The sequence below is a fragment of the Gordonia sp. HS-NH1 genome, from assembly GCF_001418765.1.
Lineage (GTDB): Bacteria > Actinomycetota > Actinomycetes > Mycobacteriales > Mycobacteriaceae > Gordonia.
The window spans coordinates 12,551-26,934 of record NZ_LIYC01000006.1 but is presented as its reverse complement, the minus strand read 5'-3'; the positions used below and the strand labels follow the sequence as shown (position 1 = coordinate 26,934).

General features: G+C 67.7%; 13 protein-coding genes. 7 read left to right on the top strand and 6 right to left on the bottom strand.

Annotated elements, in window-relative coordinates:
- Positions 1–124: 124 nt before the first annotated feature.
- The 3 genes from AMD30_RS06700 (at position 125) to AMD30_RS06690 (ending at position 3,584) form a co-directional block, all read left to right on the top strand.
- A complete protein-coding gene (locus tag AMD30_RS06700; RefSeq protein ID WP_010840512.1) occupies positions 125–1,639 on the top strand; it encodes an aldehyde dehydrogenase family protein in 1,515 nt (504 codons plus the stop codon).
- A gap of 62 nt (positions 1,640–1,701) precedes the next feature.
- On the top strand, positions 1,702–2,820 hold the full coding sequence (locus AMD30_RS06695) for an NDMA-dependent alcohol dehydrogenase (protein WP_010840513.1): 1,119 nt from the start codon (positions 1,702–1,704) through the stop codon (positions 2,818–2,820).
- A gap of 110 nt (positions 2,821–2,930) precedes the next feature.
- Positions 2,931–3,584: a Pr6Pr family membrane protein gene (locus AMD30_RS06690; protein WP_055475136.1), complete on the top strand. Its 654-nt coding sequence runs from the start codon at positions 2,931–2,933 to the stop codon at positions 3,582–3,584.
- Here the strand turns inward: AMD30_RS06690 and AMD30_RS06685 are convergent.
- The 5 genes from AMD30_RS06685 to AMD30_RS06665 all read right to left on the bottom strand — a co-directional run bounded on the left by AMD30_RS06685 (position 3,581) and on the right by AMD30_RS06665 (position 8,829).
- Positions 3,581–4,228 carry a TetR/AcrR family transcriptional regulator gene (locus AMD30_RS06685; protein WP_055475135.1) on the bottom strand — a complete coding sequence of 216 codons (648 nt, stop codon included), beginning with the start codon at positions 4,226–4,228 and terminating at the stop codon, positions 3,581–3,583. The two genes, AMD30_RS06690 and AMD30_RS06685, sit on opposite strands and share 4 nt — an antisense overlap.
- A gap of 9 nt (positions 4,229–4,237) precedes the next feature.
- The gene (locus AMD30_RS06680; protein ID WP_010840516.1) at positions 4,238–5,410 is read right to left on the bottom strand and encodes an acyl-CoA dehydrogenase family protein; all 1,173 of its coding nucleotides are present in this window, start codon (positions 5,408–5,410) and stop codon (positions 4,238–4,240) included.
- Between the two features lie 75 nt (positions 5,411–5,485).
- Positions 5,486–6,646, bottom strand: a complete 1,161-nt coding sequence (locus AMD30_RS06675; RefSeq protein WP_014927896.1) for an acyl-CoA dehydrogenase family protein — start codon at positions 6,644–6,646, stop codon at positions 5,486–5,488.
- An 86-nt stretch (positions 6,647–6,732) separates the two neighbouring features.
- A complete protein-coding gene (locus tag AMD30_RS06670; protein ID WP_055475134.1) occupies positions 6,733–7,533 on the bottom strand; it encodes a TIGR03084 family metal-binding protein in 801 nt (266 codons plus the stop codon).
- A 384-nt stretch (positions 7,534–7,917) separates the two neighbouring features.
- On the bottom strand, positions 7,918–8,829 hold the full coding sequence (locus AMD30_RS06665) for a PaaI family thioesterase (protein WP_055475133.1): 912 nt from the start codon (positions 8,827–8,829) through the stop codon (positions 7,918–7,920).
- Between the two features lie 103 nt (positions 8,830–8,932).
- Here AMD30_RS06665 and AMD30_RS06660 point away from each other — a divergent pair, with 103 nt between their 5' ends.
- The 3 genes from AMD30_RS06660 (at position 8,933) to AMD30_RS06650 (ending at position 12,202) form a co-directional block, all read left to right on the top strand.
- Entirely contained in the window at positions 8,933–9,394 is a 462-nt protein-coding gene (locus AMD30_RS06660) for a hypothetical protein (protein WP_055475132.1), read from the top strand.
- Positions 9,395–9,497: 103 nt separating this feature from the next.
- Complete coding sequence (gene fadD1 / locus AMD30_RS06655) at positions 9,498–11,087, top strand: fatty-acid--CoA ligase FadD1 (RefSeq protein ID WP_010840521.1); 1,590 nt, start codon at positions 9,498–9,500, stop codon at positions 11,085–11,087.
- Positions 11,084–12,202 carry a TIGR03857 family LLM class F420-dependent oxidoreductase gene (locus tag AMD30_RS06650; RefSeq protein WP_055475131.1) on the top strand — a complete coding sequence of 373 codons (1,119 nt, stop codon included), beginning with the start codon at positions 11,084–11,086 and terminating at the stop codon, positions 12,200–12,202. Before fadD1 ends, AMD30_RS06650 begins: the two co-directional genes overlap by 4 nt.
- A gap of 14 nt (positions 12,203–12,216) precedes the next feature.
- Here the strand turns inward: AMD30_RS06650 and AMD30_RS06645 are convergent, their stop codons facing one another.
- Positions 12,217–13,080 carry a mycofactocin-coupled SDR family oxidoreductase gene (locus AMD30_RS06645; protein ID WP_055475130.1) on the bottom strand — a complete coding sequence of 288 codons (864 nt, stop codon included), beginning with the start codon at positions 13,078–13,080 and terminating at the stop codon, positions 12,217–12,219.
- A 250-nt stretch (positions 13,081–13,330) separates the two neighbouring features.
- On the opposite strand from AMD30_RS06645, the gene AMD30_RS06640 reads away from it, so the two are divergent.
- Positions 13,331–14,383, top strand: a complete 1,053-nt coding sequence (locus AMD30_RS06640; protein ID WP_055475129.1) for a phosphotransferase — start codon at positions 13,331–13,333, stop codon at positions 14,381–14,383.
- The last annotated feature ends 1 nt before the right edge of the window (position 14,384 follow it).

The window sequence follows — 14,384 nt, the reverse complement described above, 5'->3', positions numbered from 1 at the left end:
CCCAGGTGTTCAGTTTCTGGACACGGCGGCGGCCCGGAACGGTGAGAGAAATGAGTCAGGTCGCATATGACCCAGATCACTCCAGGACACATCCCTGTCGACACCGTTCCGACCAGGAGGCCACATGACCGCCGTCGCACCCGACACCGCCCACCACACCGCCCTGCATCAGCGTGTCCGCGATTTCATCTCCGCCGACCGTCCCATGCTGATCGACGGCGAATGGGTGTGGTCGGCCTCGGGCCGCACCTTCGAGACCATCGACCCCGCCACCGCACGCCCGATCACCTCGGTCGCGCACGGCGACGCGGCAGACATCGACCTGGCGGTCCGCGCCGCACGCCGTGCTTTCGACGACGGCCCGTGGACCCGGATGAAGCCGAACGAGCGTGAACGCCTGCTCTGGCGGGTCGGCGACATCCTCACCGAACGCGCCGAGGAGTTCGGTCAGCTCGAGGCGCTCGACAACGGCAAGGCGGCCACCATCGCCGCCGCGGTCGACACCAACTGGTCCGCCGACATCTTCCGCTACAACGCGGGGCTGGCCACCAAGATCACCGGGTCGACGGTCGACGTCTCGATGCCGTTCGTGCCCGGCGGCGAGTTCCACGCGTACACGCTGCGCGAACCGGTCGGGGTGTGCGGCCTGATCGTGCCGTGGAACTTCCCGCTGCTGATGGCCGCGTTCAAGCTGGCGCCCGCACTGGCGGCCGGCAACACCGTGATCCTCAAGCCTGCCGAGCAGACCCCGCTGACGGCCCTGCTCCTCGGCGAGGTGTTCACCGAGGCCGGCTTCCCGCCGGGTGTGGTCAACATCGTCACCGGGTACGGCGAGGCCGGAGCGGCGCTCGCCGCGCACGACGACGTCGACAAGATCGCGTTCACCGGTTCGACCGAGGTCGGCAAGAAGATCGTCGACGCCGCGAAGGGCAACCTCAAGAAGGTGTCGCTGGAGCTGGGTGGCAAGAGCCCCAACATCGTGTTCGCCGACGCGGACTTCGAGAAGGCGGTGGCCGGATCGGTGGCGGCCTGGATGTTCAACCACGGCCAGTGCTGTGTCGCCGGGACAAGGCTTTTCGTCGAACGCCCCATCTTCGACGACTTCACCGCGGCTGTCGCGGAGGCCGCATCCCAGGCCAAGATCGGACCCGGCCTCGATCCGACGACCGAACTCGGACCGCTGGTCAGCCAGGAACAGTTCGATCGCGTCTCGGGGTATCTCGCGGCGGGCCTCGCCGACGGCGCACGGGCACTGACCGGTGGGAAACGTTGGGGCGATGAGGGTTTCTTCATCGAACCGACCGTGTTCGTCGACGTCGAGCCGAGCTTCTCGATCGTGCAGGAGGAGATCTTCGGTCCCGTCGTCGCCGCGATGCCCTTCGATGCCGACACCGGCGTCGCGGCCGCGGCCAACGATTCGATCTACGGACTCGCCGCGGGCATCTGGACCACCGACCTGTCCAAGGCGCACCGGACTGCCCGCCAGATCAAGGCCGGATCGGTGTGGGTGAACCAGTACAACGGCTTCGACACGGCCATGCCGTTCGGTGGCTACAAGCAGTCGGGCTGGGGACGCGAACTCGGATCGTCGGCCATCGAGCTCTACACCCAGACCAAGGCCGTCAACATCTCGCTCTGACCCACAGCGCATCTCCGCCCGGCCGCACGCCCCCTTCCCGTATACCCAAGGAGCACAACCTCATGTCTCTCACCACCAAGGCCGCCGTCCTCACCGCACCCGGAAAGCCCTTCGAGATCGTCGAACTCGACCTCGACGAGCCCCGCGAGGGCGAGGTGCTGATCAAGTACACCGCGGCCGGCCTCTGCCACTCCGACCTGCATCTCACCGACGGCGATCTCCCGCCCCGCTACCCCATCGTCGGCGGCCACGAGGGTTCGGGGATCATCGAAGCCGTGGGCCCCGGGGTCACCAAGGTGAAGCCCGGCGACCACGTGGTCTGCAGCTTCATCCCGAACTGCGGCACCTGCCGCTACTGCTCCACCGGTCGGCAGAACCTCTGCGACATGGGCGCCACCATCCTCGAGGGGTCGATGCCCGACGGCACGTTCCGGTTCCATTCCGGCAGCGATGATTTCGGCGCCATGTGCATGCTCGGCACCTTCGCCGAACGCGCGACGATCTCGCAGCATTCGGTGGTCAAGGTCGACGAGTGGCTGCCTCTCGACAAGGCGGTGCTCGTCGGCTGCGGTGTGCCCTCCGGCTGGGGCACGTCGGTGTATGCGGGCGGTGTCCGTGCCGGCGACACAGTGGTGATCTACGGCATCGGCGGCCTGGGCATCAACGCGGTACAGGGTGCGGTCTCGGCGGGAGCCAAGTACGTCGTGGTCGTCGACCCGGTCGCCCTCAAGCGGGACACGGCGCTGAAATTCGGTGCGACACATGCTTTCGCCGACGCTACCGAGGCTGCGGAGAAGGTCAACGAGCTGACCTGGGGACAAGGCGCCGATCAGGCTCTGATCCTCGTCGGAACGGTCGACGCGGAGGTGGTGGCGAACGCGACCGCCGTGGTGGGCAAGGGCGGGACGGTCGTGATCACGGGTCTCGCCGATCCGACGAAGCTGACCGTGCAGGTCTCCGGAACCGACCTGACCCTGAACCAGAAGACGATCAAGGGCAGCTTGTTCGGGTCGGCGAACCCGCAGTACGACATCGTCAAACTACTGCGTCTCTACGACGCCGGGCAGCTCAAGCTCGACGAACTCATCACGCAGACCTACACCCTCGACCAGGTCAACGACGGGTACCAGGATCTGCGGGACGGCAAGAACATCCGCGGGGTCATCATCCACGCGGAGTGAGACCCGGTCGGTTCGCCCGAGGTGTCGTCTCCCTCGGGCGAACCGGCCACCCATGTCGGCGAGCGATTCACCCGGGTCACACCCTGGGCGGAGGTGCTTGAATTGCTGACGTGACCGCAACCTGGTGGATACGTCTGCTCCGCATCGTCTTTGCCGCGCTCGGCATCAGCGCCCTCGTCTACCAGGCAGCGCTGCGCTACGGCGACGCCGGGTTCACCCTCGCCAACTTCTTCAGCTATTTCACGGTGCTGAGCAACATCTTCGCCGCGATCGTCCTGCTCGCCGGGGGCCTCCTCGCGCCCGGGACACCGGTGTGGGAGTGGCTTCGCGGAGCGGCAACCACATGCATGGTCATCACCGGGATCGTCTACGCACTTCTGCTGCAGGGGATCGACGTCGACGTCACCTATGCCTGGGTGAACGACGTGCTGCACCGCGTCATCCCGCTGGTGATGCTCCTGGACTGGATCGTGGTGCGCGCCCGCCGACTACCGGAGCGCTCCTGGCTGACCTGGCTCGCGATCCCGTTCGTGTACGGCGTCTACACGCTGATCCGCGGGCCGATCGTGAACTGGTATCCCTACCCGTTCATCGATCCGCGCGAACACGGCTATCTGTCGATGACGATCTCACTCGTCGTCGTGTTCGTCGGTATGGCGTTCATGTCGTTCGGTGTCTACTGGGCAGGCACCCGTGGCCGGCGACCCGGCCCGCCAGAGCCCGAACACCCGGACCCCGAACACCCCGCCTCCGAACGGGTCTAGCGCGGCCGGTCCGCGGACCCGGTCCCGAACGCGGCGACGAGCTGCGCCGACCATGTATCGACGACCAGCGCGCGTCGAGCCGAATCGTCGGACAGCGTGTCCGCCAGACCCAGTCCGCGCGCCATGTCGAGTGTCGCCTGCACGAGCCGGTAACCGGTCTCGTCGTCCGGGGACACCCCCATCGCGGCCATGGTGCGTTGGTGAGCCGCCCGCGCGAACTTCGCCTCGAGCGGCAGGATGAGCCGCCTCAGTGCGGGATCGGACGCGGCGGCCGCCCACACCTGGAGTGCGGCCTTGAATTCGGTGCCGGTGTAGACGTCCACGGCCCTCCGCACGGCACGGATGATCCGGTCGGGGGTCACCTCGTCAGCCGGCTCCGACGATGCCCCGGGGTCCTGGCCGGCCGCACGCGTCATGTCCTCGAAGACCTGCTCGAGCGCCGCGGTGATGAGGGTCTCGCGCGTCGGGAAATGATGTTGCGCCGCGCCGCGGGACACGCCGGCGCGTTCGGCGACCGCGGCCACGGTCGCAGCGGCCCAGCCGTCCGCGGCCAGCGCGTCGATCGTCGACCGCAACAGGCGCTCGCGGGTCAGTCGCGAGCGTTCCTGTTGCGGTGAGCGGACATTCGCCGAGGATGCGGTCACCGCAGGGCCTCAGTAGGACTTCGGCAGCCCGAGGCTGGTCTGCGCGACGAAGTTGAGGATCATCTCCCGGCTCACCGGTGCGATGCGGGCGATCCGGGCCAGACTCAGCATCGGCGCCAGTCCGTACTCGGTGGTCAGTCCGTTGCCACCCAGGGAGTGCACGGCCTGGTCGACGACCTTCACGCAGGCCTCGGCGGCCGCGTACTTCGCCATGTTGGCCGGTTCGGCGGCGCCCCAGTCGTCGCCGGCGTCGTAGAGGGTCGCGGCCTTCTGCATCATCAGCTTGGCCATCTCGAGTTCCACCTTGCCCTGCGCGAGCGGATGCGCGATCGCCTGGTGCGCGCCGATCGGCGTCTTCCACACCGTGCGCTCCTTGACGTACGACACCGCCTTGTCGAGCGCGAAGCGGCCCATCCCGACGGCCGACGCCGCGGCCATGATCCGTTCCGGATTGAGTCCCGCGAACAGCTGACTGAGTGCGGCGTCCTCGGAGCCGACGAGCGCGTCGGCCGGCAGCCGCACGTCGTCGAGAAAGAGCTGGAACTGCTTCTCCGGGTTCTGCAGTTCCATGTCGATCATGGTGTACGAGAAATTCTCGGAGTCGGTGGGGACGATGAAGAGCGCGGGCTTGAGGTTGCCGGTCTTGGCGTCTTCGGTGCGTGCGACGATCAGCACCGCCTGAGCCTGGTCGACGCCGGAGATGTAGACCTTCTGGCCGGTGAGCAGCCAGTCCGAACCGTCCCGGCGGGCCGTGGTGGTGATCTGGTGGGAATTGGAGCCGGCATCGGGTTCGGTGATCCCGAACGCCATCGTGATCGACCCGTCGGCGAGACCCGGCAGCCAGCGTTGCTTCTGCTCGTCGGTGCCGAACCGCGCGATCACGTTGCCGCAGATGGCCGGTGAGACGACGAGCATGAGCAGTCCGGTACCCGACGCGGCGATCTCCTCCATCACGATCGCGAGCTCGTACATCCCGGCACCGCCCCCGCCGTACTCCTCGGGGAGATTGACCCCGATGAAGCCGAGCTTGCCCGCTTCGGCCCACAACTCGTCGGTCTTACGGCCGGTTCGCGCGCACTCGCGGAAGTACTCCTGTCCGTACTTCGCCGCCAGTCCGGCGACCGCGGCGCGCAGTTCGGCTCGTTCGGTGGTCTCCACGAACGGATTGGTGTCCACGGTCATCTCGATACTCCCTGTCAGTCGTCGATGTGGTTCGTCGGCGGAACGGTCCCGCGGGCGGGCGTTCCGGCGGGCCGGTCAGGCCTGGTAGCCGAGCCGCTTGGCGGCCAGTCCGTTGAGGATCTCGGTGGTGCCGCCACCGATTCCGATGATGCGCATGTCGCGGTACTGCCGTTCGACCTCGGTGCCGGTCATGTAACCGAGGCCGCCGTGCAGCTGAACGGCCTTGTTGGCCACCCACTCCCCCGCCTCGACCGCGGTGTTCTTCGCGAAACACACCTCGGCGATGAGGTCATCGGTGGAGCTGACCTTGCGCTCCACGAGAGCGCGCGTGTAGGTCCGCGCGATGTCGATGCGCCGGGCCATCTCGATCAGCGTGTCCTGCACCGATTGCCGGGCGATGATCGGCTTGCCGAAGGTCTCCCGATCACGCGCCCACTGCAGGGTCAGGTCGAGACACCGTTGCGCGCTGGCGTAGGCCTGGACCGCGAGGCCGGACCGTTCGGTGACGAAAGCCGTGGCGATCTGGGCGAATCCGGAGTTCTCGGGTCCGACGAGATTGCCGACCGGCACCCGGGCGTCGACGAAGGACAGTTCGGCGGTGTCGGAACTGCGCCAGCCCATCTTGTCCAGCTTGCGGGTGACGGAGAAGCCGGGCGTGCCCTTCTCGACGACCAGCAGCGAGACACCGCCTGCCCCGGGGCCTCCGGTGCGGACGGCGACGACGACGAAGTCGGCCCGGACCGCGGAGGTGATGTAGGTCTTCGAACCGTTGACGACGTACTCATCCCCGTCGCGCTCGGCCTTGGTCGTCAGATGACCGACGTCGCTGCCACCGCCCGGCTCGGTGATCGCCAGGCTCCCGATCTTCTCGCCCGCCAGCGTCGGCCGCACCCAGCGGTCGATCTGGTCGGGGTCGCCGGCCGCGATCAGATGCGGCAGCGCGATGCCGTGGGTGAACAACGACGCGAAGACGCCGCCGGCCGCACCGGCGTAGTGCAGTTCCTCGCCGAGGATAGTGCTGTCGATCAGGTCGCCGCCGGAGCCGCCCACCTCCTCGGGAACCCCGAGCCCGAACAGGCCCAGTTTGGCTGCCTCGACGTGCAGTTCACGCGGGATCGCTCCGTCCCGCTCCCAGTCGTCCTGGTGCGGGAGGATGTGCTTGTCGACGAATCGCCGCACAGTGGAACGCAATTCGAGACGTTCCGGTGTCTCCCAGATCGGGTTGGCGATGGGCATCGTGTTCTCCTGTCGGGACTGCGTGCGATCGGTGATTCGACGGCGATCGGTCTCGGCCCGCCGGGCATCGGCGGGGTCGGGGCGTCTCAGCGCCCGCGTGGTTCGCGACCCGGTCCGGGCGGCCCCGCGAAACACTGTGCGATGCCGGACCATTCGACCGCGTCGGAGCCGGTGAGTTCGAGGTCGAGGTCGGCGAGTGCGCGCCGCTGCGTCACCAGGAGGCAGAAGTCGAGCGCCGGTCCTCGCACGCTGTTCGACGCGTCCGCCGGCCCCCAGGTCCACAGTTCACCCGACGGCGCGGTGAGCGCGTAGTGGAAGGGCTCGGCGGGCGGGGTCCGGCCGTTGATCACGTACGCGAAGTCGCGGGTACGCACACCGATGTGCGCGACCCCGCGAATCCGGTCGGTGGGCGGCAGGGAAACACCGAGGGCATCGGCGACGTCGAGGCCGTGTGCCCAGGTCTCCATGAGTCGCGCGGTGGCCATCGACGCCGCGGACATCGGCGGGCCGAACCATGGGAGCTTGACGCCGGCGGGAACCTCACGCAGGGCGTCGGCGAGACGCTCACGCGCGGCTCGCCACCCGGCGAGGATCTCCCCGACCGGTGCGGCCGCGCCGGCCTCGGCCGCGTCGTCGACGAAGGTCGCCACGCTGTCCGCCGCCTCGCCGAGAAGTTCGGCGAAGCGATCGGGATCGGTGGCCGCGACAGCGGCGACCTCATCGGTCCACGCCAGATGCGCGATCTGGTGGGCGACGGTCCATCCCGGTGCGGGTGTCGGCGTGGCCCAGCCCGCGTCGTCGAGACCGGCGACCACGGTGTCGAGCCGCGCGGATTCGGCCTCGAGATCGGCGACGACGCCGATCACGGCGGTGCGTCCATCAGACATGCGATCACCCTCACACAGGTCCCCAAAAGAATCAAGCGCGCTTGATTGTTTCTTTAGCCCACCGCTGGTCACCACCGCTGGTTGAGCCGGCAGCCCCACCGCTCGTCGATCGACGCTCCCACCGCTGGTTGAGCCAGCGACCCACCGCCGGTAGAGCAAACAGCCCCAGGCTCGTCGATCGACGCTCCCACCGCTGGTTGAGCCGGCACCGAGCGAAGCGAGGCGCCGAGTCGAAGCCACCTGGCGACCCGAGCACGAGAAAGTGACCTCGACGGACGCGGCGGCCTCGCTACGCTCGGTCGACGCTGCTCGGCCAGCAGGAGCACCACGCGGCCTCGCTACGCTCGGTCGACGCTGCTCGGCCAGCCCGAGACCCAGCTGCGGTCAGCGGTAGTGGATGTCGACCGTGGCCCGGCTCAGCAGGACGTCGTCGTAGGAGGTCATCGTCGCCTCGAAGGACGAGATGCGCCTGCCGAGCTTGATCGGCGTCACCTCGACCACCACTTCACTGCCGTCGACAGCAGGTGAGCGGTAGAAGCCGATCGCCATGTCCCCGATCGAGTACTCCTGGCCGGCACCGGCATGAAAATGTCCGGCGAACGACGCGGCCTGACCGACGATCGTGGCGATGACACCGCCGTGCATGGTGCCGAACATGTTGCCCATCCAGGGTTCGGTGGCACTGCGGAAGCGGATACCGGACTCGCGGTCGGAGGTACCGTCGATGACCTCGACGCGGCCGTTGAGCATGTCGGTGAGCGGGCCGGGCTCCCGCATCTTCGACGCGATCTCATCGACCACTTCGCGCCCGGACAGCATGGCCGGGATCGGTTCGGGCAGGACGGACTGGTCGGCGTCGGCGCACCGTGGTGTCGGAAGGCCCAGCTCGGCCGACGGCGTGGCACCGGTCGGCGCACGGCCGACGCGGACGTTTCGCGCAGTCCCCACACAGCACAGATCCCCGGCTCCGGTGCGGATCTCGACCGACGTCGAGCCCCACGCGTCGTCGTGCATGACCAACTCGGCGCGCGCCGCGAGGAGGTCCCCGATCTCCGCGCGCCCATGGGTCGACATCGTCAGGCGCGCCTGCAGGGTCGCTGCGGCGGGGTCGTCGTGGACGCCATGGAACGGGATGCCGCCGCAGTGGTCGAACAGCACCGCGAGGGCCGGCAACTCGATCAGTCCGCGATGATCAACGAAACGCGTGCACAGCTGCTGCGAGGCCCGCACCCCCGACTCCGACACCGTGATGTCGCCGAGGTGGAATGCGGACAGTGGATCGTGCGGCTCGCTCATGAAATCCCTTGTATCAGCGAAGTGCAGCCGATCTCACGTTGGAGAGTCCAATCTCACTCCCGTACTCTGGGTTCGTACGTGTCCAAAGTGACGGGAGAGACAGATGCGACGCAAGACTGTGGCAACAATCGGGGCGATTGTGGCAGTGGGAGCGTTCGGAGCCGGAGCGGGCACCGCCGTCGCGGAACCCGCGGAGCGGCCGCTCAGCGTGGAGCAGATCCCCAATGCCGGCGTCACCGTCGGCTCCCAGGGCGTCACCGGCGGATTCGTGGCGAGCATTCTCGCCTCGGCCACCGAACCCGGGGTCACGCGAATCTCACTCGACACCACTCCCACCGAGGCCTGCGCCACCAACCTCAAGGACGCACGAGTCGGGATCACTTGGAAGAACACGTCGTCCGGGACATCCGGCGACGAAGTCTTCGCGGCGTGCACGGACGGGCGTCCGTCGGACGGTGTCACTGTCGCCACCGGGACCGGGTCAGTCGAATTCACGACGACGATCCTCGGAAAGGGCGATCAGACCTTCACGGTCGTGCCGGGCAGCGGATCGTTCACGCGCTGATTCTTCAACGTTCTTCCCCGGGGCTGAGCGGGCTCTCCAGGACCGAGTAGACAATTCTGCAAATCTGTACACACGTGGGGTGAACACGTTCTAGATTTGCCGCATGGCCGAGACAGTCACCCAGCTCCTGCAGGCACGCGCCGACGACGACAACCTCGCGATCACCTTCGAGGGCCGGCAATGGACCTGGCGCGAGTACATACGCGATGCCGAGCGGGCGGCGTCGGCGATCCTCGGGGTCGCCGACCCGCAGCGCCCACTCCACGTGGGCGCACTGCTCGGGAACACCCCGGACATGCTGATCGCTCTGGCGGCCGGCGCACTCGGCGGATACGTGACGGCGGGTATCAACAACACCCGCCGCGGTGACGGCCTCGCCGCCGACATCCTGCGCGCCGACTGCCAGATCCTCCTCACCGACGCCGAACACCGACCACTCCTCGACGGCCTGGAGTTGCCCGGCATGACGGTACTGGACACCTCCACCGAGCAGTGGGCCGACATGATCTCCGGCGCAGGCGAACTGACGCCCCATTCGGTACCCGGGGCGATGGACACGTTCATGCTCATCTTCACCTCGGGCACCAGTGGCAATCCCAAGCCCGTCCAGTTCGCGCACATGATGATGCCTTTCGCCGGCCCGGTGCTCGCCGACAAGTACGACATCGGCCCCGGCGACGTGTGCTACCTCTCGATGCCCCTGTTCCACAGCGCCGCACTCATGGGTGGCTACTGCGTGGCGCTGTGCGGTGGTGCCGCGATCGCACCGGCCAAGTTCTCCGCCTCGACCTTCCTCGACGACATCCGCCGCTACAACGCGACATACATGAACTACGTCGGCAAGCCGCTCGCCTACATCCTGGCGACCGAGGAGAAGCCCGACGACGCCGACAACCCACTTCGGGTGGCGTTCGGCAACGAGGCCACCGACCGCGACATCGACGACTTCTCCCGCCGTTTCGGTTGCACCGTGTGGGACGGTTTCGGCTCGACAGAACTGGCGATCATCATCACCCGAGAGCCCGGCACCCCGCACGGTTCGATCGGCAAGGGCTTCCCGAATGTCGCCGTATACAACTCGTCGACGCTGACCGAGTGCCCGCGGGCCGAATTCGACTCCAATGGCGCACTTCTCAACGCCGACGACGCGATCGGCGAGCTGGTGAACATCGAGGGCGGCGGCATGTTCATGGGTTACTACAACGACGCCGACGCCACGAGCGAACGACTCCGCCACGGGATGTACTGGTCGGGCGACCTGGCCTACAAGGACTCCGACGACTGGATCTACCTGGCCGGCCGAACCGGCGACTGGATGCGCGTCGACGGCGAGAATCTCGCTGCCGGTCCGATCGAACGCGTGCTGCTGCGTGTTCCGGAGATCAACCGCGTTGCGGTCTACGCCGTTCCGGACGAACACGTCGGCGACGCGGTGATGGCCGCGGTGGTCCTGCAGGACGGCGTCGAACTCACACCGGAGTCCTTCGCCGAACAGCTTGCCGCGCAACCGGACCTGTCACCGAAGGCGTGGCCGACCTACGTCCGGATCGAGGACGATCTCCCGACGACCGCGACGAACAAGATCCTGAAACGGACCCTCAAGGCCGAGGGCGCCACGCCCGGATCGGGCCGACTCTGGGTTCGCGAAGCCCGGACCCGCGTGTACCGGCAAGCGGTGGCCGCACAGGCATGACCTCGCCCGCGGCGGTGTCGTCTCCCGATTCGACCGCACACCAGACACTTCCGGAGATCGGTTACTACGCCCTGTCCCGACATCCGGTCGATCCCGCCGAGCTCGCCGACGAGGCGCGGCTGGCCGACCACGAGGGCTTCGGCGCCGCCTTCGTCTCCGAGCGCTTCAACGTCAAGGATGCCGCCGTGCTCGCGGGAGGTCTGGCAGCGGCGACCCGCCGCATGGGCGTCGCCACGGCCGCGACCAACCACAACACCCGTCATCCCATCATCACCGCGTCCATGGGCGCCACGTTGTCGGCGATGACAGGTGGGCGGTTCGCACTCGGCCTCGGGCGCGGATTCGCCATGCAGTGGCAGGTTCTCGGCGTCCCCGATGTCACGAGTGCCCAACTCACCGACGCGGCTTCGGTGTTGCGCACCCTCTGGCGGGGCGAGATGGTCCTCGGGCACGACGGACCGCTCGGCACCTACGACTACCTCAACCTCGGAGTCGCCGTCCCACCGGTCCCCATCCTGCTGGTGACCATGTCGCCCAACACCTTGCGTCTCGCCGGACGAATCGCGGACGGGGTGGTCCTGCACACCTTCTTCTCCGACGCCGCCACGACCGCTGCGGTCGAGACGGTGCGAGGGGCGGCCGAGGAGGCCGGCCGGGACCCGGCTTCGGTGCGTATCTGGTCTGTGGTGGCGACCGTGCCCGATCAATTCGCCGAGGACGATCGGCTGCGTCGCCTGTACGGCCGGCTCGCGACCTATCTCCAGGGGTATCCGGATGTTCTCATGCGCGCCAATGGTTGGCACCGAGACGATCTCGACCGGGTCAGGGAGAGTCCGGCTTTCGCCGGCGCACGCGGACCGATCGACGCCACCGCAACCGCTGACGAACTCGCACAGCTCGCTGAGGTCATTCCGGCGTCCTGGGTCGCCGACAGCGCGGTCGGGACCGCCGCGCGCTGTGCGGCCACCGTGGCTCGGCAGTTCGACCTCGGTGTCGACTCGGTCATCATGCACGGCGCCGCACCGTCGGAACTGTTGTCGGTACTGAGTGCGTATCGCTCGATCCGGCCCGCCAGGCGACAACTGCCCGTGAACCCGGGTTCTGTTGCGGGGTGACCCGATCGGCGCGCTCAGTCGGGCACGCCGGGCGGAACCGAGTTGAGCAACGCGCCCGCCTCCACCCGAAGCTGCTGCCCGGTCACATACCGCGCAGCATCGGACACCAGGTAGAGGACCGCCTCGGTGACGTCCTCGGGGGCGAGCAGTTCCACCGGCATCGCGTGCAGCGAGGCGAAGACATCCTTCACGTCCGCGTAGTCCGGCTTCTCCAGGTCGGGACGGAACAACCGGTAGATCTCGTCGTGATGCACCATCGCGGTGTCGACGTTGCCGGGATGGATCGCGTTGACGCGGATGCCTTTCGGCGCCAGATGTCGTGCGAGGTCGTTGACGAGTCGCGCCACCGCCCGTTTCGAGTGGCCATACCCGCCCGCGCCCGGTCCGGCCTGCGCGGACTCGAACGACGGCATGAACGCGGCCATCGACCCGATGCAGACGATCGACGCACCGGCCTCGAGGTGAGGCAACGACAGCTCGAGGGTGTTGATCACGCCACCGAGGTTGACCGACACGGTGTTCATCCATGTGACCGAGGGACTCTCCGGTCCGAGGGGGCTGATCCCGGCGTTGGCGACGACGATGTCGAGCCTGCCGAATTGCACCACGGCATCGTCGATCGCGGCCTGCAGCGCATCGCGGCTGCGGACATCGGCGATCTTGGCGATCACCCTGCGGTCCGTGGCGTCGACCATCTCGGCGGTCTGCTGCAGGTCGTCCGGAGTGCTCATCGCGTAGTTGACCGTGGTGATCTGATCGCAGATGTCGATCGCGATGATGTCGGCGCCCTCTTCGGCCATCCGCACGGCGTGGCTGCGGCCTTGGCCGCGCGCCGCGCCCGTCACGAGGGCGACCTTTCCGTCGAGTCTGGTGTTCACTCGCACTTCCCCTCTCCCGGCGACCGCGACTCGGGTCACCGCGTCTGCGGGCAGCCTAGCCGAGCGCGATCCGTCCTGTGGCGGAATGGATTTGCTGCTCTCGCAGCCGCCGTGAGGCAAGAACCCACCACACACCGGAACCGTCGTCCGCCTCCCTGGACACCAGTCCATTTACTCGGTAGTGTCGCGACCAGCGGCCTGGGTGAGCCCGGTCACATCGGCCCGATCCGTACCGCTGAACCGAAAGGGCGTGACCGTGCCGGACACCGTCGGAATCCCCACCCGCGTAGACGAACTCAGCCCGGAGTGGTTGACCGCGTTTCTCGTCGCCAACGGACACGACGTCCACATCGGCTCGGTCCGGACCGAGCCGGTCGGCACCGGGCAGATGGCCGGGTCGTATCGACTGCATCTCGACCACGAGAACGCAGCGGCGTTGCCCGACACGGTCATCGCGAAACTCGCCACCGGAACACCGGACCAGCGCGAGTTCGGATCCGGGGTGTTCCGCAACGAGGTGCGGTTCTACCGCGACCTCGCCTCCTCGTTCACTGTCCCCATACCCACCTGCTTCGCCGCGACGATCTCTGATCCGGGCACCGAGTTCGTTCTCCTGCTCGAGGACATGGGCGCCGCTGTGCAGGGTGACCAGATCGCCGGCTGCACACCGGCGCAGGCCGAGTCGATCGCCGTCGCGGCCGCCGGCCTGCACGCTCCCCGATGGAACGATCCGACCCTCCTGGCCGACATGCCGTTGCCCACCGACGCCGACCGGGAGGTGATGGAATCGATCCTCGCCCCGATGGCCGAGGTCTACCGCGAACGCTTCTCCCCCGACGGCCCGTCGTCGGCGGCCGTCGACTGGCTCGTCCGCGAGGCCGGTGAGTGGCTGGTCGCCCCGCTGGACAACGCCACCCTGATCCACGGCGACCTCCGCGTGGACAACGTCCTGTTCGGACCCTCCGGGGAGGTCACGGTGATCGACTGGCAGACGATCACGACCGGTAACCCGTTGCGCGACATCGCCTTTCTCCTGAGTACCAGTCTGAACACCGACGATCGGCGCCGACACGAGCGCGGCATCGTCGCCTCGTACCATCGAGCACTGACGATCGCAGGCGTGAGCGGTTACACGCTCGACGAATGCTGGGACGACTACGTCGGAAACCTCATCCAGGCGCCGCTGATCATCGTGTTCGGCTCCGCGGCGGCGCAACCGACCGAGCGGGGCAACGCGATGTTCGACGCGATGCTGTCCCGGAGCGCGGCGGCGATCGACGACCTCGCGCCCGGAGGACTCTGAA